Annotated in this window: 16 protein-coding genes; 3 read left to right on the top strand and 13 right to left on the bottom strand. The window is 29.8% G+C overall.

What is annotated here, in order from left to right:
• The first annotated feature begins 297 nt into the window (after nt 1-297).
• Nucleotides 298-1,056 carry a threonine/serine exporter family protein gene (locus ACJDTP_RS12100; protein ID WP_105412304.1) on the top strand — a complete coding sequence of 253 codons (759 nt, stop codon included), beginning with the start codon at nt 298-300 and terminating at the stop codon, nt 1,054-1,056.
• 64 nt (nt 1,057-1,120) lie between these two features.
• A complete protein-coding gene (locus tag ACJDTP_RS12095; protein WP_011969189.1) occupies nt 1,121-1,570 on the top strand; it encodes a threonine/serine exporter family protein in 450 nt (149 codons plus the stop codon).
• Between the two features lie 10 nt (nt 1,571-1,580).
• Here ACJDTP_RS12095 and ACJDTP_RS12090 read toward each other — a convergent pair whose 3' ends face one another.
• Nucleotides 1,581-2,105 carry a hypothetical protein gene (locus ACJDTP_RS12090; protein WP_023975067.1) on the bottom strand — a complete coding sequence of 175 codons (525 nt, stop codon included), beginning with the start codon at nt 2,103-2,105 and terminating at the stop codon, nt 1,581-1,583.
• 109 nt (nt 2,106-2,214) lie between these two features.
• A complete protein-coding gene (locus tag ACJDTP_RS12085; protein WP_023975068.1) occupies nt 2,215-2,874 on the bottom strand; it encodes a DUF6483 family protein in 660 nt (219 codons plus the stop codon).
• Between the two features lie 225 nt (nt 2,875-3,099).
• Between ACJDTP_RS12085 and ACJDTP_RS12080 the strand changes: the two genes are divergently transcribed.
• Nucleotides 3,100-3,642 (top strand): DUF4489 domain-containing protein, encoded by a 543-nt coding sequence (locus ACJDTP_RS12080; protein ID WP_017209639.1) that lies wholly within the window; start codon nt 3,100-3,102, stop codon nt 3,640-3,642.
• 56 nt (nt 3,643-3,698) lie between these two features.
• Here ACJDTP_RS12080 and gshAB read toward each other — a convergent pair whose 3' ends face one another.
• From gshAB to sufU, 11 genes are all read right to left on the bottom strand, one after another.
• Complete coding sequence (gene gshAB / locus ACJDTP_RS12075; RefSeq protein WP_105412303.1) at nt 3,699-6,047, bottom strand: bifunctional glutamate--cysteine ligase GshA/glutathione synthetase GshB; 2,349 nt, start codon at nt 6,045-6,047, stop codon at nt 3,699-3,701.
• Between the two features lie 45 nt (nt 6,048-6,092).
• The gene (locus tag ACJDTP_RS12070; protein WP_023975070.1) at nt 6,093-7,406 is read right to left on the bottom strand and encodes an MATE family efflux transporter; all 1,314 of its coding nucleotides are present in this window, start codon (nt 7,404-7,406) and stop codon (nt 6,093-6,095) included.
• Between the two features lie 96 nt (nt 7,407-7,502).
• Nucleotides 7,503-7,826 carry an ArsR/SmtB family transcription factor gene (locus tag ACJDTP_RS12065; protein ID WP_011969183.1) on the bottom strand — a complete coding sequence of 108 codons (324 nt, stop codon included), beginning with the start codon at nt 7,824-7,826 and terminating at the stop codon, nt 7,503-7,505.
• Between the two features lie 476 nt (nt 7,827-8,302).
• Nucleotides 8,303-9,169 carry an SDR family oxidoreductase gene (locus ACJDTP_RS12060; protein WP_011969182.1) on the bottom strand — a complete coding sequence of 289 codons (867 nt, stop codon included), beginning with the start codon at nt 9,167-9,169 and terminating at the stop codon, nt 8,303-8,305.
• A gap of 144 nt (nt 9,170-9,313) precedes the next feature.
• On the bottom strand, nt 9,314-10,165 hold the full coding sequence (locus ACJDTP_RS12055; RefSeq protein WP_023975071.1) for a DegV family protein: 852 nt from the start codon (nt 10,163-10,165) through the stop codon (nt 9,314-9,316).
• Between the two features lie 171 nt (nt 10,166-10,336).
• Nucleotides 10,337-10,981 (bottom strand): pentapeptide repeat-containing protein, encoded by a 645-nt coding sequence (locus ACJDTP_RS12050; RefSeq protein ID WP_011969180.1) that lies wholly within the window; start codon nt 10,979-10,981, stop codon nt 10,337-10,339.
• Between the two features lie 168 nt (nt 10,982-11,149).
• On the bottom strand, nt 11,150-11,770 hold the full coding sequence (locus tag ACJDTP_RS12045) for a superoxide dismutase (protein ID WP_017209643.1): 621 nt from the start codon (nt 11,768-11,770) through the stop codon (nt 11,150-11,152).
• Between the two features lie 133 nt (nt 11,771-11,903).
• Nucleotides 11,904-13,910, bottom strand: a complete 2,007-nt coding sequence (locus ACJDTP_RS12040) for a DUF342 domain-containing protein (RefSeq protein ID WP_023975073.1) — start codon at nt 13,908-13,910, stop codon at nt 11,904-11,906.
• A 219-nt stretch (nt 13,911-14,129) separates the two neighbouring features.
• Entirely contained in the window at nt 14,130-15,866 is a 1,737-nt protein-coding gene (locus ACJDTP_RS12035) for a S8 family peptidase (RefSeq protein WP_023975074.1), read from the bottom strand.
• 266 nt (nt 15,867-16,132) lie between these two features.
• Nucleotides 16,133-19,648: a pyruvate:ferredoxin (flavodoxin) oxidoreductase gene (gene nifJ, locus ACJDTP_RS12030; protein ID WP_039772425.1), complete on the bottom strand. Its 3,516-nt coding sequence runs from the start codon at nt 19,646-19,648 to the stop codon at nt 16,133-16,135.
• A 390-nt stretch (nt 19,649-20,038) separates the two neighbouring features.
• Entirely contained in the window at nt 20,039-20,464 is a 426-nt protein-coding gene (gene sufU / locus ACJDTP_RS12025; protein ID WP_039772424.1) for a Fe-S cluster assembly sulfur transfer protein SufU, read from the bottom strand.
• Nucleotides 20,465-20,469: the final 5 nt, after the last annotated feature.

The following is a 20,469-nucleotide window of genomic DNA, read 5'->3' as shown; positions in this document are numbered from 1 at the left end:
CACTTTAACATAGTATAAAATATGTACAAGAGTTTCACTTATATTCAAATTATATGTTTTCTTACTAAATTTATCAACTATTTTTTATATTTTTATATTGCCTTTAGTAGAATTTGTTATATTTTATATTATCTTATAGATTCAGTCTACTATATTAATATGCTTAACTTCCAATGATTTTATCCGCTGATAACATATAATCTTTCATTATTAAATATTATATAACTTACTCCTATAAGAATTATTTATTATGTGCTATAATTCATTTGTTATAAAAAATATATTGGAGAAAAAATTATGGACTTAAATAAATTACTCAAAGTATCTACATTGGCTGGAAAAATAATGCTAGAAAGTGGTGCCGAAACTTATAGAGTCGAAGAAACCATTAGTAGAATATGTACTGCCTTTGGTGCTCATACAGTTGATAGTTTTGTAATACCGACAGGGATAATTGTAACAGTCACTTATTACGATGAGGTTGCTACCATTGTTCAAAGAATTATTTCTAGGGGTGTTGATTTACATAAAGTAGATTTAGTCAATGATCTTTCTAGAAAAATACAAACAGAAACTATTGATATAAATGAATTTAATAAAGAACTTACAAACATATCGAATAGCCATAGGTACTCTAACTTAACCACTTTATTGTGGTCTGCTCTTAGCGCAGGATGCTTTAGTATTATGTTTGGTGGAAATCTTAAAGACTTTATTTCTGCAAGCATAATTGGTGCAGTAATAAAAATCATTGTTGTTATATGCCAAAAATTAAATATAAACGAATTTTTCACTAATTCCTTAAGTGGAGGATTGTGTGCATTTTTAGCTATAGCATTCATAAAATTAAATTTATCTAATAATTTAGATAAAACTATTATAGGTTCTATTATGCTTCTTGTTCCTGGGCTCACAATTACTAATGCAATTAGAGATACTATAGCTGGTGACTTTTTATCTGGTATAACAAAAGCCTCTGAAGCATTTTTAGTTGCGGTTTCTATAGCTGTTGGCACTGGTGCAGTTTTAAGCCTATTTATAAATAACTTAGGTTAATTCTAATCCAAATAATAAGCTAATAGAATATATTTCATTTTTATTATAATATTTAGGAGGTTTTATGCTAACACAAATTGCAGTCTCATTTTTAGCATCCTTAGGCTTTGGAATAATTTTTAATATAAAAGGAAAGAATTTAATATTTGCATCTATAGGTGGTGCTATAAGTTGGTTTTCTTATCTTTATTTAAAAGAAAATTATATAGGTGATATCTTATCATTGTTTATATCCTCAATACTATTTAGCATATATTCAGAAATTTGTGCAAGGCTTTTAAAAACACCTGTAACAACTTTGGTAATTTGTGCACTTATTCCACTAGTTCCTGGTTCTGGAATGTACTATACAATGTACGAAACAATAAGTGGCAATATAAGCCGTGCAGTAGAATTAGGGTTAAATACATTAGCTAGTGCTGGAACATTAGCATTAGGGGTAATATTTGTATCTACTATAACAAAACAGGTAACAAATTTAAAAAAAGTTAAAGAAAAATTACTAGAAAAATAAATTAACTGGATTATTTTTCTAGTAATTTTTTAATCTCTTTTATTTCTTCTCTTAAATCATTTAATGATAATTCCAAATGGTTTATCTTACTATCCATGTCCTCTTCTGAATTTTTCTTCTTAATATCATTTGTTGATTTATTAGGTTTATTTTTGCTTGAGTTAGTATTTTGCGAACTACTACAAAACGGATTACTTACATTATAACTTTTAGGATTAAAGTATATTCCTGGTCCTCCTTGGAAATATTGCTGCTGGGCATTATATGTCTCTATTACTTGGCCAACTAATTGCAGCCAATTTCCTAATGCATTTTGAACATTGAACGGAAGCCTTCCTGATAATATATTTCCCAATATCTCTCCTATAAGAATAAATAGCTGTGGATCTACATCTTGAAATCCGTTTGGAATATCTCTACATTCTGAATTTTCAAACTCATCCTCTGTTTTATCTCCATTGTCATTTTTACCACAACTACTATATCCACAAGCTCTCGCTAGATTCTCAAAATCATTCCATCCCTTAAACTCCATAGTTTCCTCTAAATTGTAATTACTTTTTATCATTATATTATTTATTTTTAGCAATGTTCCTATAATACCAACAGCAAGTCATTTCTACTTACTTCATTTAAGTAAAGATTTATAAACCAAGTCTTCTTTCAAGCTCCAAAATTCCATCTTTAACTTCCTCTATAGGAAGATTACCTTCCGCTAATTCATCGTAATCTTTTTCTTTAAGTCTGTTGTAAAATTTAATTCCTTCTAAAATAATGCTACCATCATTATCAGTCTTTCTAAGAATATAAAATAAGGTATCCTCTGCTCTATCAAACTTATTAGTCAGTTCATATATTCTAAATATTTTCTTGTCTAAATCTAAGGAAAGTTCATAATTAATTAATTCATCTGCTACTTCTGTTGCTTCATAAAGATATTTCTCATTTATCTCATCATCTTCAATATAAGCCTTATAAAAACCTTCTAGTGACTTTTCATAATATTGAATTTTAGCGCTTTCATTATTTTCCTTATCGCTAATAAGTCCTTGAAGTTTCATAAGACTTCCAAATGCTATAAATTTTTCTGCATTATAATGCGTTTCTTTACCTATAAAACTTTCTATGCTGCTGAAAGAAAATATGTCTATAGTTCCTATATCGATTCCTACGAGAGCCTTAAGTTTTTTGTTTATTTTTTCTTTAGCTTCTCCTATATCACCCTTTACTATATCCTTTCTTACTTCTTCATTTGTTAATGTTAAAGTATTCTCTATCTCTTTCATATAATCATTCTTTATCATTGAGTCGCACCTCATCTTTTAAATTATTAGTTAAATTTGTATATTCCTAAAATATAAATACCTTTGCATTTAATTATTATACTCATAAAAATTTATAAAATATTAGATTTTCTAATACATCACATTTTTATACATTTCTCATACAATATAATATAAAAAGAATCTCTTACAACTAAATTATACGGAGAAAAACTTGATAAACTTATGATAGTATGGAGGTAATTTATGAATATTATTTGTGAAAATGAACATGATTATGATTGCTACGATACTCGTCCTAGCTGCACTTATTCTGACAATCGTCCTAGTTGCAGATGTTACAATCGTGCCCCAGAGCCTGGTAGAGCTTTACTAAATGTTGGTTCTGGTGGAGTTGGACCATTGCCTATAATTTCAACACCATTATCTAGACCTATACCTGTAGCTAGTGTTTCTCTAGATACTACTAACATGTGTAATCCTAAAGTGCTTTTAACATTTACTAGCATAATTTCTTTACCTGTAGATATTTTAGTAAATTTAAATTTCACATTAATAAAAACAGTTGGTGATGGAGCTCCTCAACCAATAGGTGGAACATTTACTTTCGCCGAAACAGTTAGTGTCTTAGAATCTGAATCATTTAGTTTTCAATTTTGTGATTGCAATCCAGCTTATGCTAATACGACTTATACAGTTCAACTTGAGCCAACTAGCTTAATTTCTGTAACAGCTGGATTAACTATAACTAATGCAGTATTATCAGCTTTAGCTGTTGAATCTCTATAATTATAGCTAATTATATTAAAGGGAGCTCTTTTGAGAGCTTCCTTTATTTTTATATTTTAAACGAAATTTAATACCCTTAATATTTCTACACCAATTTCTCTTTCCGTACCTTTATAAGGATAGCAATGAATATGAATTGCAGGATTAAAATTTAGTTCGATTATTGAGTAATTAGAATTTTCGTCGTTAAAATTTTCAAGCATCATGTCAACTCCACAAATTCTTGCGTTTACAGCATCCGCTGCATTTACAGCTATTATTTTAAACTTTTCAGGAATACTATCAGTATAATCTATACTATCTCCTCCAGTGCTTATGTTTGAATTCTCTCTTAGATAAACAATTTCGTCTTCCTCAGGGATATAATTAAAATCTTTATTTTGTTGCTTTAAAAATAATTCTGCACTTTCATCTAAAATTATCTTTTCAAGTGGTGTTACATAGTGATGACCTCTTAACGGATCCTGATTCTTTATTTCCACTAGTTCCTTAATAGAACTGACTCCATCCCCTTTAACATTAGCTGGAACTCTATGAAGTATTCCTGCAACTTTACCGTCTATAACTAAAAAACGATATTCTTTTCCCTTAACAAATTCTTCTATGAGAACTGTATTATCATATTTAAATGCGAGTTCCAAAGCCTTTTTAATACTCTCTTCATCAGCGCCTTCTTTAAATATACTTATACCTATCCCAAAATTTGTTGATTTTGGTTTAATAACAACTGGCTTTTTAGTAAATTCTTTTATTATATTAAAAGACTCATTTATTGAATTTACCTCAATTCCTTTTGGAACCTTAATACCACTATCAGAAAGAACTCTTTTAGTCACGCTCTTATTTTCCATAATTAAAGCAGTTATATAGCTATCTTTTGATGTTTTAGTTGCCTGCTTAATATATTCTACTTTATTATTCTTTCTAAGTGATATGAAATTTTCGAATTTATCCAAAACTTCAACTTCTACTCCTCTTTTAATGGCTTCTTTCATTAATATTTGAGTAGATAGCTCTAATTCTTCATATCCTTCCAATTTAAATCTGTTTTTATAAGAATTTTCTTTATATTTTTGTGCTATATCTAAATGGGCATTGATATATCCTTCTTCTTTTACTTTTTTTTCAATTTTATAAGCATATGTTAGTTGATTATTCTTAATTTTTTCGATCATCAAGTCAATAATTCTTTCTTTTCCAAGATTCAATTTATCATTAATATCTCTTATATTATTTAATATTTCTACTCCCCAATGCTCTTTGGAAATAAGCTCTCCATCTTTCTTTAATAAAACATCTTTTTGTCCTAGTTTTGAAATTATATTTTGGTTTTCTGTTCCCTCTTCCTGCCATCTATCATAGTCAGTTTCTTCATTAATTAGCAAAAACAAATTAAATACTTGAAGAAAATACAGATCATCTAAGCTTATTCCTCCTTTTTCAAAAGGATTAATATCAATACTTCTATATTCTAGATATTGGATTCCATCTTTACTAAGTGAATTAAAGAAATCACTTGGATCTTTTGGTTTAAGCCTTACACAGCTATATAATTCTTTATGGCTTCCTATAAGCTTATCGCTTACAAATCTCCTTAAACTTTCAATATGCTCATCAACAGAATTATAATTAGGATATAGATCTATTTTATTCTTATACCCACATTCACTATTTCTATAAGACAAAGCCCCTTCATTTGAAAAACTATCATGTGCAATTTCCTTAGATGAATTCATACAAGGTCCCATATAGCTTTTGTCAACAACTCCACTTGCTCCTAAAAGATAGATAATAATCCACCTATACCTCAAGTAATTTCTTGTAACCTTTAAGTATAAGTTATTTTTAAACTCCTTGTATCTCAATTTCTGATTTTCATTAAATATTCCACTAAAAAGCTTATGAGTGTTCTGTCTTTCATATAAACAGTATAACTTTCTCAAGAAATCATCATCAAAGGAAAAATTATAATGGATACCACATATAAGCTGTTTTTTACCTCCATATTTTTTTATTAAATTTTCTCTGTAACGTCTAGCTTCTCTACCTTTTTCATTGTCACCATATTCTGCAATTCTAATTTTATCATCGGTAGGTACTATTCCCGGCATAGACTGTGGCCATAAATATTCATCCTCAATTTCCATTGCAACAATATCATATAGCACTCTAGAAAAATTATATGTTTCCTCTATATTTTTAAATGGTGGTGTTATAACTTCTATTTGACTTTCAGCAAAATCCGTAGTTATATATTTGTTTTCCACTTTCTCACCAAACACTGCTGGATGTCTTTTAACTGATAACTCACCTTTATTATTTACTCTTAAACTTTCTCTTTCTATACCATAATTACCTTTTAATAACTCAAAAGGCGTAAATAATTCTTTAAGTTCATTTAACATTGACTGCCTCCCCATATAAATTTTATCTATATATTTTATTGATTTCTATTTATATTTTCTTTTCACCTCAATTATATATAATATATAAGCTACACTTCCTTTTAGAATACTCGATATAGAAATACTTATCCAAATACCATTTAAACCAAATGGTTTTATTAAAGCTAATGCCATTGGTATTCGTAGTGCTGTAAATATAATGCTTATAATTGAAGATATTTTAGGTTTTCCTATGCCTGTAAATAATCCATTAGATACAGTTTCTGTAGTACTAAATAATTGAGAAAATGCTACTACTTGTAAGTACATATTAGCTATTGCAATTGTTTGCTGATCTTTAACAAATAATTTAACAAATGGTGTACTAAAAAACATGAATATAAATGCCATAAGAAGAGAGTATATAATTCCTATCCTAAGTGCAGTGTTATACCCTTCTTTGATTCTTTTATATTTTTTAGCCCCAAAATTTTGACCTGTAAATGCAGCTATCGCACCATGAAGGCCACCAATAACCATATATGTAATAGATTCAATTTGAAGTCCTATTTTTTGAGCAGCTATTGCATCTGATCCAAATATAGCTATTATTTTTGCAAGGAATATGTTTATTACAGTAAATAGAATTCTTTGTATAGCCATAGGAAATCCTAAAATTATTATTTCCTTTATCTTATTATAATCAATTTTTACACTAAAATTATACTTAAGTGTTCCCGATGATCTAAATAAATATAACAAAAACATTATAATATTAGCAATCATTGTTGCAATTGCTGCTCCTTCAACGCCTAGTTTTACAGCATAAATAAAAATCGGGTCTAATATTATATTTGCAACTACTCCTACAACATTTATATTAAATGCTAATTTATTATTTCCAAAGCTCCCCAGTATCCTTGCATATAAAAGATTAAAAAATGCAAAAATTATTGTAGGTCCACTGAAAATTAAAAATTCATATGCATCTTTTTCAACTGCAATATTATTTATATTTAAAAAATTCACAAGTGCTCTTCCTAATATAATAAGTATAGACCCAAAAATAAACGACATTACTGCATTAATTAAAAGGCCCGCATTAATATACTCTTTTACCTCATTCTCTTCTTTTTTACCTATAGAATGTGCGACTTTTATTCCTGTTCCTATAACTACTAATGAGTTTATAGAATATCCAAGGCCTACGAAAAAACTCGCTGATCCAACACTCGCTACAGCATTACTTCCAAGTCCGCCAACCCACAGCATATCAACCAGATTATATGTAAATTGTAGCAATGAACTTCCCATTATTGGTACTGATAATGTTGTTAGAACATTCAATGTTTTTCCTTTAGTTAAATCAATCTGTCTCATTTCATCTCCGTTTTTATAAATTTTTATTATTTTTAATAAGTACATTATATTTAGTATATTATAAAGATTAACAAAATCGTACTTTCATATTAACTTTTAATTAGAATCTTCATTTTTCTTATCAATTTGTACGCAATCCTCATTTTCTGTAATTAGATTAAGTAAAAACAGCACTAATCTGTTACAATTACTTGTGTTTAACTTGTACAAGTTCCAAATTCCATCTTTTCTTGCTTTAACCAACCCACAATCTATTAATACCTTCATATGATGCGATAAAGTAGGTTGTGTAAATTCAAAGCTCTCTAATATCTCACACGCACATTTTTCTCCACAAGATAATAAGTCTATTATTTTTAGCCTATTAGGATCTGAAAGTGCCTTTAAAATTCTTCCATTCTTATCATATTTCTTACACACATTTAACTCCTTTTTCAATATTAGCCATTTTACTAATCTATGTATATAGTATAGATATTCATCTATGTGTAGTCAAGATTTTTTATTTTAATTTGCCTTTTAAACCGCCATCACATATATACCTATCTATTTGATGCCATAACTCTAGCTACTGTCTTATGTTGATAAATAGTATATTTTAATCTAAGGTTTCCGCAAACATAAATGCTAGTATTATTCTTTTAGCATTTCTCATTAATATATTTTACTTTCTATAGAAATATCGCTTAAATCAAAAGAGCCAAGATTTTATTCCTGACTCTAGATTTTCTAATCAACATTTTATGATGTTACAAAGTATAATTTTAATCTATGTAAATCATATAATAAATTTTACTACTAGTTTCGCAGCTTTAAAAGTAAGCTTCCCATATAAATTTCTTAATATAATTTATGTAAAATTGTTCTTCAAAAACATTATACAAATATTTGTTTATCTACGCATTTACTATTTCTCCACCATTAACATGGATTACTTGCCCTGTGATATATGAAGCACATTGTGAAGCTAAAAATACGTATGCTCCAGCACACTCTACTGGCTGTCCTGCTCTTCCCAATGGTGTATCCGATCCAAATTTCTCAACCTTTTTTTCATCAAAGCTTGCTGGAATTAATGGTGTCCAGATTGGCCCAGGTGCAACAGCATTTACTCTTATATTAGTTTTTCCTTTTGCTAATGCAGTAGATAAAGATCTTGTTAATGTAACTATAGCACCTTTAGTCATTGAATAATCAATTAATGTTTCATTTCCCTTATATGCAGTTATTGAAGCAGTATTTATTATGCATCCACCTGCTTTCAAATGATTTAATGCTGCCCTTGTCATATAAAATGTTCCATATACGTTTGTCTTAAATGTCTTATCAAATTGCTCGTCACTTATTTGCTTGAAATCTGCACTTTCATATTGAACTGCTGCATTATTAACTAATATATCTATTTTTCCATATTCTTTAATAGTTTTTTCTAAAACATTATTACAAAAATTAGGATCACTTATATCACCTTTAATTAAGGTACATCTTCTGCCTATATTATCTATTATTTTTTTTGTTTCTTCTGCATCTTTATTTTCATTATAATAAGCAATCACTATGTCAGCGCCTTGATTTGCATATGCTATAGCAACAGCCTTTCCGATTCCACTATCGCCTCCAGTAATTACTGCAATCTTGTCCTTTAATATATCTCCTTTTTTATTATAACTTGGATCATCATATATTGGAGCTGGATTCATTTCATACTCCAGTCCTGGTTGTTCTTTTTGTTCTTGTTTTGGAAAAGATGTTGGAAAATTCATTTTAATTCCTCCTGTTTTTCTTTATTTTTATAAAAATTAGTTTTTCCTATATACTAAAAAATATTTATGTGCAAAAAATTAAACTTCTAGTAAGTTAGAAATTTAATTTCACTTAACTTACTAGAAGTTTATTTATAATACCTCTTATTCATCTATTCTCTCAATTGCGAGTCCTACAAGTCCTGGTCCTGTATTTACCCCAAGCGCTGGACCAATTGTTCCAGCTATTGTACACTCAACTACATTGGGTAAATCTTTTATCAAGCAGTATAGGTTTTGTACCTTATCAAAACCATTTCCATCTAAAATCCAAGCTTTATATTTACCTTTTTCTAAATACATTTTAAATATACTGGTTAATTTAGATACAGCTTGCTTTGAACCTCTAACTTTAGCTGCAGTTCTATATGTTCCATCTTCTGCTACAGTTATTATTGGCTTAAGATTCAAAAACTCTCCTATTGTTCCTGCCACTTTGCCAATCCTTCCTCCTTTTTGAAGATATTCTAAAGTATCTATTGTAAAAAATAAATCTATCTTCTCTCTGTATGTAGGTAGAATTTCAATTATTTCATTAAATGTTTTACCTTCTCTAATTAACCTTGAAGTTTCCAAAACAATTGCACCTTCTGCCATTGTTAATGTTCTAGAATCAAAAACAAAAGTTTTCAGCTCCTTGAACTCCTCACAAATTAGTCTTACTGCATTATATGTTCCTGAAAATGCAGATGAAATAGTTATTATTATTGCATGCGTAAATCCCTCACTAACAACATCTTTCAGAACGCTTGTTATTTTTTCAATACTCGGTAACGATGTTTTAGGAATTTCTGTTTTTAATCTTTCATACATAAATTGGGGAGTTATATCAATTCTATCCTCGTATTCCTTATCCGAATATATAATTTTAAATGGCAAAAGCCTTATTTGGTTTGCTTCTAATAACTCTATGCTTATATCCGATGCACTATCAGTAATTAATGCTATCTTTTCCACTTATTGTTCCTCCTAAATTAATTTTACATTACAATCATTATATCACTCTCTATACGTTTATCAATATTTCCAAAACATTTCGAAACTAATACCCTAACTTTTAAAAAATCTAATCTTTAAAATCGAAAAATAAATCACCTATAGACAATTTTACTTTAACGGGAATAATGCTTATTTAACTATTACACCAAGAAATCTTGCTAGCTCAACTGCCTGCATAGGAGATACAATAGCATCTTTTAGCTCTTTTCCAGTTAACGATATGTCCGAAATGTTATTTTCTCTAAAATCTACTTTTTTAAGAGGAGTATTAGTAAACTCAGAGTTAGCTAAATCACATCCATTAAATGCAACATACGTAAAGCTACATTCCAAAAACATACTACTTTGCATATCACATTCCTGAAATTTTACATTCTTGACCTTTGAATATCCAAAGTTTGAGTATCTGCTAACTGTATCTTTAAAAAGAACCTCTTGTATACTACTATCACTAAAATCAGATCCTAAAAGCTTGCAATTATTAAATTCTACTCTATGTATACTTCCATTTGAAAAATCAATATTTGATAAATCACAATTTTCAAATATTATATCTACTAAGTCTACATTTCTTAAACAACACTCCCTAAACACAACATTTTCAAACTTGCATGCACTAATCTCCACCCTTTCTTCATTCATATATTCTAGACAACTATTCCTAACTAAAGTATTTGTTAAATATTTTTCATTTATGAGTTTCTCTTTAATGTTTATATTTTCTTCTAATATACTCTTTAATCTTGGTCCTGATATTTTTTTTAATTCCGCCATATGCATTCTCCTTACCCCAAAATTAATTTTAAATTTTCCTTTATTATAATTCTTATTTTATGAATTGTGTATAATAATTTACTATACGCAATCTTGATTTTATTTTAGTACATATATAAAAGAGAACTTTAACTAAAGTAAAGCTCTCTTTATTGACGGAAATTAAAATCAAACCAAATTATCATTCTTATACAATTCCTCAACTCGCGCCCAGTCAATTAAATTCCATATGTTTTTAACGTAATCTCCACGTAAATTTTTATATTTCAGATAATACGAGTGCTCCCAAACATCTATTGTTAGTATTGGAGTAAATCCAAAACTTAGAGGTGTATCCTGATTTGAACTATTTGCAACTTTCAGCTTACCACGTTTATCTTTAACTAGCCAGCCATAGCCTGATCCAAATTTATTTATTGCAGTTTCGCTAACAAGCTTCTTTAACATTTCTAGTGAACCAAAAGTACTAACTATTTCGTTAAGTAGTTTCCCTTCAGGTTCCTTTTTAGGATAAGGGAAAAGAATTGAAAAATATAAATTGTGATTTAATACACCTCCACCTTGATTTATAACATCGCGATAAATTTTTTTAGGTATTTTATTTGGATTTGAAAGTATTTGCTCTAAGGTTTTTCCCTCTGTAAATTTCTCATATCCCTTAAGCACATTATTTAGTTTATCAACATATCCTTGAAGATGTTTAGTATAGTGTATTTTTACAGTTTCTTCATCAATGTATGGTTCTAGTGAATTATACGAATACGTTAATTCAATTTTTTCATATCTCATATTTTTCCTCCAAACTTTAGAGAACAAAATTCATTTTATATTATAGTATGTTTTAATTGAATAAATGTTCACCTAAATAATCAAAGTAAAAATTTGAAATCCTATCAACACACATGAGAAAATCTATAATTCTTTACAGTACAAACTTCTCAATTATTATTTCTCCTTCTTTATTGACATATGCCTTAATATCTTTACTTGAGACATCTAATGTTTTTAATCTTTCTCCAAAGCAAAAAACTGTATTGCTATATGCAATTTTTGCAGTTATAATTCCTCCTTGCAACACTTCCAATTTGGTTGTTACCCCCGAAGGACTCCCAACTATTCCAAGTTTAATATTTCCTCTTGCTGATATAACGCCCCCTCTGGCTACTGAATCATCACGTAAAAAAATAATATCATTTAGTGCTGTTAAATTAGAAACATATTGTCCTTTATCTTTTATAATAATATTTCCTGTAGATTTTATTAAAGAATCCTGACAATAGCCTATATATATGTCTGCTGGAATTATCATATTATCTTCTAACAGTTCTATTTCATTGGTTATTAACTCTTCAAGATTTCTTAAATCCTCTATTGATTCTATTTTTGATAAGTTTAATCCCATCATTTTACTTCTTATAAAACTTACTAAATCATTATTATCACTATCTTCACAAATACTATGAGTTATTATATTTAAAGACAATTTAGGTATAGATTTATACCTGTTTTCTATAAGAATTTTAACCAATTCAGAAATTTTTTTAGAGTTATTGCTAGACTCATTTAACTTTTCAACCGCACTTATAAGTTTTGATATGATATCTTTATATTCATTTAACTTTTCCAAATACATTTTCTTTTCCATATCTACTTGTCCAGTAAGAACAGTTGATTTAATCACGCTTCCTTTAATATTAATTTCTCCTCCTGCCACTATGGTAGATATGTCAACATTTTTTTCGATAGTTAAAGAATTTCCCGATTTAACTTTCATTCCCTCTTTAACATTACCTTTAATATAAACGTCTCCAACAAAAAATATATTCCCGGATTTTATATCTACATCTTGAATATTATATAAACTATTTACACTCAAAATTCCATTTTTAGATGATGGCCTGCCAGTTTTAGTGGCAATTATACTATTTCCTTCAACTTTACATCCATCGCCTATTTTTATAGGTCTACTTTTCACAGTCTTTTTCTTTAATACTTCACCACATATATTTTTACCATCTTGCCCATTTTTACCTGGAATTATTTCTGCCAAAACTTGTCCTTCAGTTATACTAGATATAGAATATACATTCCTATAATCTATCTTTTCATTTGAGTTTTCATTCACTATCCTCTTTTCTCCAATATCAAATAACACTTTAATTTCATTTGGCGTGTCATCAATAGCACTAATACCTTCAGCTATTAACTTCTCTTCTCCATTTCCTAATGCGCATGCTTCTATAAGATTTTTATATATTATTCCATCAGTTATCTTGTTTTGCCTTAATATTTCCTTTATTTCTGTTAATGTATATTTTTTAGGATAATCTTCCGCTACCTTCATCGCCTTAAGAATCAAATCTTTAGCCATTGGCTTATCCCTAAGTTTATATACGTATGCTGGTTTATATTCTACCTTTATATATCCTTCCATTTTATCCACTGAAATATTCACTGATATTTTCTTTACTTGTTCTATTTTCTCACCTATATAATCTATCTTATCAGATTGATTTATTTCATATGGTCCTTTTTCACTACATAGTTCTCCATTAATAAAAAGTTTGATTTTCTCACAAGGCCTAATTGTTATCTGTTCTTTATATACTTTGCTTAAACCTTCTATTACTACTACATCACCATTTTCTACTTTAACTCCATTTTCATCATTATTAATTACATTATCCTCATTAATTACAACTCTTTTCTTAGCAACATCTTTCGTGAAATCTTCCGTATAATTTAGATGATTATTAGAACTTGAGGAATATAAATCAACATCCATAACTTCTATTTCAACTTTTTTATTGATAAATGAATGATTGTCCTTAATTATTTTATAGTTTAGGTCTTCCTCTGCAACATTTAATTCTTTTGAAGCATTATTTAAACATTCATCTAAATATTTTCCAACATAAGTCCTATTCATATTCCTCATCTCCTTAACTTGACATTATTCCTTAACTAATTATAACATTAATCGATTACATTTAATACTTATTTATACATATTGTTAGCTTTTCTTATATAAATTGCCACTAATCTACTAAAGAATAACAATATTTTTCTTTAATAAAATAAAAGACTTACTCAATTAAGAATAAGTCTATAAAAAGATAATTAAAATATTGCTTTAATTACTCTTTCTCTATGTCATATTTTCAAAAATCCTTGGTACATTCAATATGCCATAACCCCAATATGGATTTGGAGTAACATCTCCACTTCTCGCCATTGCTCCTTTTGCAAGATATGCTTTAATAGTTTGTGCATACATATTAGGTTCATTTCCATTTACAATCCCCCATTGAAATAGCATAGCACAAACTCCAGATACGACAGCCGCTGATACACTAGTTCCGCTTACTACTGCCGTTGTGTTATTCGGGGCAACCGTTAGTGCATTTATTCCACCTGCTGCAACATCTATTCTATCAGTGTAGGATTCCAAAAAGGCCATACCAGAAAAATCAACAATATTGTTATTATTTTGATTATATGCCGCTACAGTTATAGCGTATATTGAGTTTCCTGGATTTGTTATAGTTCCAAATGGATCTGAAAAACTAAATCTTGTATCTCCAACTGTTAGCCCCTTTTGTGGTATCCAAGCATTAAATCTTCCATTAGAAATATAATTCGCCAGTATTCTGATTCTCCATATACCAGGCTGCAAATTATAAAATCTTATCCTTATCAACTCATCTCCAGTTACTTCTTCTGGAAAATAAAAATTAACTCTAATTGAGGTCTTCTCAAAAATAAAAGTATGATTTATGGTGTAATTAATTATTAAACTCAATATCCCAGAACTTTCCCCTGATGGTGAAACTATTTCAACCGTCATTATGTTAGGCAAATCAGCCCATATTTGCACCCATATATTTTTTTGTTCAGGTGACGCTTCTAACTCCGCAACCCCAGCACCAGGTGATTGCGCTCCAACAATCTGAGTTACTGAACCAGATGTGTGGCCGCCAGCATTCCTCTGATTTCCAGTACCAGTAACTACCGCTATTCCTCCATTGCTTGATATTGCATCTATAAAGTCTTCCAGTATACCTTCTCCCTTATGATTTCCCAAACTACTTCCAAGAGGAAAATATATAACCATTGGTTTGTTGGTCGTTAAAGCATATTCATACACATATTGCAATGCTGCAAAAATAGCAGTTATATTAAACACAGGAACTATTACGTCTGGAAACTGGACCTCATATGAAAAATCTCTTATAAGTTTTACTACTACAAAATTACAGTCTGGTGCAACACCCCTTAAATTCGGATTCTTTCCACTAGCTCCAATTATTCCAGCCATATTCGTCCCATGTCCAATTTCATCTCTGCTTGGAACTATATCATCTGGAGATCCTCCCTCCCTACTTGCTCTTATAGCATCATTTATTTTATTTCTATCAAATAATACCCCAAACGGTACAGATTCCGAACCGTTTTCGGCATTACTTATCAATGTTTGATCCCAAATATTTTCAATTCTTGTTTCCCCATTAGCATCCATAAACTCTTCGCTAAGATAATCAATACCCGAATCGATAATTGCTACATTTACACCTTTTCCTGTTAAGTTCAATTGAGATCCGGTTTGTAAAAAGCTAGCTTGAGACGCATCTACTGGTGAAATATCTTGTAAAGTATAAAATTCTGCAGGAATAACATATACAATTGATGAAATATATGGTTCATTTCCCATATTGATTTCAACATCTTTTTTAACAGATACAACGGCATATCTATCATTGATTACTGTAACATAGTAATCTGGTATTTTAGAAATCTCAGCTTCAATATCTCCTTGATACTGTACAACATAATTATCATAATTAATATCATGAAAAATTCTTTCCATCAATATATTTTTTTTCATTTAAACTCCTCCATGTATCTCTTCGGAATCCTTATGAACGACTTCTATATATAATATTTTAATGTGTACAATATTCAGTTCTTTTAATTTATACACACTTAACTCCTTTATACTATTTATATTTAATAATATTTATATATATAATAAATTATTCGTAAAGAATATTTATAAAAAAAATAACATATCAACTTCTGATTAAGAAGTTAGTATGTTATTTTCTATTAAATTTAAATTACAACCTTTTGTATTTATTACTTTTTATAAAATTATTGTTGATTTGCTAATGTTTTATAAATTTCTAACCTTTCCTTCGCTTCAGATTCTGTTTTCTCGAATAATTTCTCTGACTCCTCTGGAAATGCTTTAGCAAGGGATGCATATCTTACTTCACCCATTAAGAAGTCTTTAAAATCTTCTTTTGGATCTTTAGAATCTAATATAAATGGATTCTTTTCTCCCTTTAATGCTGGATTATATCTATAAAGATGCCAATATCCACAATCAACTGCTTTCTTTTCTTCCTCTTGAGTATTTGACATTCCTACTTTTATTCCATGATTAATGCATGTAGAATATGCTATTATCAATGATGGACCATCATATGCTTCTGCTTCTGTTATAGCTTTAATAGTTTGATTCTTATCTGCTCCCATACAAACTTGAGCTACATAAACATATCCATATGTCATTGCCATTCTTCCTAAATCTTTCTTCTTCGTCCTCTTCCCAGATGCAGCAAATTTTGCAATTGCTGCTGTTGGAGTTGATTTTGATGACTGACCACCAGTATTTGAGTAAATTTCTGTATCGAATACTAATATATTTACATTTTCATTCATTGCTATCACTTGATCTAGACCTCCATAGCCTATATCATAAGCCCAACCATCTCCTCCAAATATCCACTGTGACCTTTTTACGAAATATTCTTTATCCTTTAATATCTCTTTAGCAATTTCACTATTTTCTTTTTCAAGAACTTCAACTAACCTTTCTGCCCTTTCTCTTGTTCCATCCCCAATATCCTTATTATCTAACCATTCTTTAAGAACAGTCTCAGTTCCCTCTGACATATTACTTTCAATGGCGATAGCAACATTATTCGCTATTCTTTCTCTTATTGTTTTAACACCTAAATACATTCCATATCCGAACTCAGCATTATCTTCAAACAATGAATTTGCCCATGCTGGTCCATGACCATGTTCATTAACTGTATATGCCATTTCATATGACCCTGCTGCCCAAATTGATGAGCACCCTGTAGCATTTGCAATCATCATTCTATCACCAAATAATTGTGTCACAAGCCTTGCATATGGAGTTTCACCGCAACCTGCACATGCTCCATTAAACTCAAGTAATGGTCTTTCAAATTGGCTTCCTTTAAGAGTGTATTTATTTAGCGGATTTTTAGGTTTAACTCTTTCCATATAGTAATTCCAAGCTTCAATTTGCTCATGTTGACTATCTTGTGATTTCATTACTAATGCTTTACCTGGTGCTGGACATACTTGTGCGCAATTACCACATCCAGTACAATCAAGCGGAGTAATACCAATTGAGAAATATAACTTTTCATCACCTTTTATTCCTTTTGCATCTAATACTTTTAGACCTTCAGGAGCCTTTTCTTTTTCATCTTCATTTAGTAAGAATGCTCTAATTGTAGCGTGTGGACATATATATGAACATTGTGCACATTGAATGCAGTTTTCTGGTATCCACTCAGGCACATTTACAGCTATTCCTCTCTTTTCATAAGACGTTGTTCCAGACATAAAGGTACCATCTTGTATTCCCGCTTTCACGAAATGGGACACTGGCATTGAATCGCCCTCTAACCTATTCATTGGCCTAGTAATTTCTTTAATAAATTCCGGAAAATTCTCATCAAGCTCAATTTTATCGTCTAAATCAGTATTCCAACTATAAGGAACCTTAATTTTAGTTATTCCCTCTAACCCTGCATCTATTGCTGCGTGATTCATATTAACAATTTTTTCGCCTTTATTGCCATATGATTTAACAACTGCTTCTTTTAGAAATTTTATAGCATCCTCAACTGGAATTATATTTGCTATTTTAAAGAATGCAGCTTGCATTATCATATTTATTCTTCCTCCAAGGCCAACACATTGAGCAATTCTAACTGCATTAATTATATAGAATTCTATATGATTTTGAGCAATATACCTTTTTATAGATGCTGGTAATCTCTCATCCAATTCTTCAGGCGTCCAAATTGTATTTAATATAAATTTACCATTCTTTTTTAGACCTCTAATCACATGATATTTATACACATAGGATTGATTATGACACGCAACAAAATCCGGTCTATCAATTGGATATCTAGATTTAATTGGCTTATCACCAAATCTTAAATGCGAAACTGTAAGTCCTCCTGATTTTCTAGAATCGTAATCAAAGTATCCTTGAGCATACATATCTGTATTATCTCCGATAATCTTAATTGCACTTTTATTCGCACCAACTGTACCATCTGATCCTAAGCCCCAGAATTTGCACGATGTAATTCCATCAGGAGTAGCATCTATATGTTCGAATGTTCTTAAAGATGTATTTGTAACATCATCAATTATTCCAATTGTAAAGTTATTTTTTGGTACATCTAAAAATAAGTTATCATAGACAGCAGCAATATGAGCTGGTGTTGGATCTTTTGATCCAAGTCCAAATCTTCCACCAACAACAATCGGAGCATTATCCATTCCAAAAAATGCTCTTGATACATCTAGGTAAAGTGGTTCTCCAACTGACCCTGGTTCTTTCGTTCTATCTAAAACTGCAATTTTTCTTACAGTCTTTGGAATAGCCTTCAATAGTTTATCCAGTGAAAATGGCCTATATAACCTTACTTTTACAAGCCCTACTCTTTGTTTATTATTATTTAGAAAATCTACAGTTTCCTCTATAACATCATTTACTGCCCCCATAGAAATTATAATTCTATCAGCATCATGTGCTCCATAATAATCAAAACAATGATATGATCTACCTGTAAGCCTAGTAACCTCGGTCATATATTGTTCAACAATTTCTGGAACATCATCATAATACTTATTTACAGCCTCGCGCATTTGAAAGTAAATATCTTGATTCTGAGCAGTTCCTCTTATAACAGGATGATTTGGATTTAAAGCTCTTTTTCTAAATTCATCAAGTGCCTTATAATCTAATACCTTAACAAGTTCTTCTGGTTCAATTACCTCTATTTTTTGAATTTCATGAGATGTCCTGAATCCATCAAAAAAATTCATAAAAGGTATCCGTGATTTTATAGTTGCTAAATGTGCCACTCCACTTAAATCCATTACTTCTTGAACAGACCCTTCTGCAAGCATTGCAAAACCGGTTTGCCTTGCCGCCATAACATCTTGATGATCTCCAAATATACTTAGTGCTGATGTTGCAATTGCTCTAGCAGCTACATGTATGACACATGGCAGCAATTCTCCTGCTATTTTGTACATATTAGGAATCATTAATAGTAATCCTTGGGATGCTGTATATGTTGTTGTTAATGCACCTGCTTGAAGCGAACCATGCAGTGCACCAGCTGCTCCCGCTTCTGACTGCATTTCAACAACTTTTAACGGTTGCCCAAAAATATTTTTTTTCCCTTGTGCAACCCATTCATCCACATGTTCTGCCATTGGTGATGATGGAGTTATCGGAAAAATCACTGCTGCTTCCGAAAATCCATATGACATATATGCAGCAGCTGTGTTCCCATCCATAGTTTTCATTTTTCTCATTGTATTTACCTCATTTTCTCTTTGTTTCTATATTGTTAATTATTAATTCTATCTTCATTTATAGTATTACTAAAAAATTTTGATAGTATGTATTTTTCAATGAAGTAATTCCATGTTCTTCAAATGATAGTATAATTTTAGATCAAATAAACAAAAGTTATAATACTCTCACTCATTCGTATGTTTCCAACGGAAATACATGAGAGTATTATAACTTTTAAAATGTTCAAATTTATATTTTTCACATACCACAGCTTTCATATTTTAAAAAATGGGTACTAGCTTTTTCTATATTTATATAAGAATTTAAAGTTTTTACTTGACTAAAATAACATTTTACATTTCGTTTGATTTTAAATAAGGTCTAGGTTCTATGCTATCTAATAATAATTATTTTTCCAAAGCTTCCTTCAAAGTATGCCATGCTAAAACTGCACATTTAACTCTTGCTGGCATATTAGAGATATTTTTAAAAGCCATAGCATCTTCTAATGCATATAATTCTTCATCATCTTTAATTTCTCTTTTAATCATTCCAATAAAAGTTTCTGTAAGCTTTAATGCTTCTTCGATATTTTTACCTTTTATCAAATCTATCATTATTGATGTAGATGCTTGAGATATTGCACACCCTTGCCCTGTAAAGGCTAAATCTTCAATAACACCATTGTTTAATTTAAGTTCTAACGTAATTTCATCTCCACAGCTAGGATTATGACCTTTTTCTTTTATATCTGGGCTATCTAAGTTTCTCTTATTATGCTTAGAAGTGCTGTGTTCCATTATAAGTTCTGTATAAATAGCATTTAAATCCATCTAAA

Source organism: Candidatus Clostridium helianthi, from assembly GCF_045310795.1.
Classification (GTDB): Bacteria; Bacillota; Clostridia; order Clostridiales; family Clostridiaceae; genus Clostridium; species Clostridium helianthi.
The sequence above is the reverse complement of the archived record's forward strand: the minus strand, read 5'-3'. Positions and strand labels throughout refer to the sequence as shown.

Excerpts from the sequence above, each read along its gene's own strand:
- ACJDTP_RS12100 (WP_105412304.1), top strand. The coding sequence starts at position 298 with ATGGACTTAAATAAATTACTCAAAGTATCTACATTGGCTGGAAAAATA.
- ACJDTP_RS12095 (WP_011969189.1), top strand. The coding sequence starts at position 1,121 with ATGCTAACACAAATTGCAGTCTCATTTTTAGCATCCTTAGGCTTTGGA.
- ACJDTP_RS12090 (WP_023975067.1), bottom strand. The coding sequence starts at position 2,105 with ATGGAGTTTAAGGGATGGAATGATTTTGAGAATCTAGCGAGAGCTTGT.
- ACJDTP_RS12085 (WP_023975068.1), bottom strand. The coding sequence starts at position 2,874 with ATGATAAAGAATGATTATATGAAAGAGATAGAGAATACTTTAACATTA.
- ACJDTP_RS12080 (WP_017209639.1), top strand. The coding sequence starts at position 3,100 with ATGAATATTATTTGTGAAAATGAACATGATTATGATTGCTACGATACT.
- gshAB (WP_105412303.1), bottom strand. The coding sequence starts at position 6,047 with ATGTTAAATGAACTTAAAGAATTATTTACGCCTTTTGAGTTATTAAAA.
- ACJDTP_RS12070 (WP_023975070.1), bottom strand. The coding sequence starts at position 7,406 with ATGAGACAGATTGATTTAACTAAAGGAAAAACATTGAATGTTCTAACA.
- ACJDTP_RS12060 (WP_011969182.1), bottom strand. The coding sequence starts at position 9,169 with ATGAATTTTCCAACATCTTTTCCAAAACAAGAACAAAAAGAACAACCA.
- ACJDTP_RS12050 (WP_011969180.1), bottom strand. The coding sequence starts at position 10,981 with ATGGCGGAATTAAAAAAAATATCAGGACCAAGATTAAAGAGTATATTA.
- ACJDTP_RS12045 (WP_017209643.1), bottom strand. The coding sequence starts at position 11,770 with ATGAGATATGAAAAAATTGAATTAACGTATTCGTATAATTCACTAGAA.
- ACJDTP_RS12040 (WP_023975073.1), bottom strand. The coding sequence starts at position 13,910 with ATGAATAGGACTTATGTTGGAAAATATTTAGATGAATGTTTAAATAAT.
- ACJDTP_RS12035 (WP_023975074.1), bottom strand. The coding sequence starts at position 15,866 with ATGAAAAAAAATATATTGATGGAAAGAATTTTTCATGATATTAATTAT.
- nifJ (WP_039772425.1), bottom strand. The coding sequence starts at position 19,648 with ATGAGAAAAATGAAAACTATGGATGGGAACACAGCTGCTGCATATATG.
- sufU (WP_039772424.1), bottom strand. The coding sequence starts at position 20,464 with ATGGATTTAAATGCTATTTATACAGAACTTATAATGGAACACAGCACT.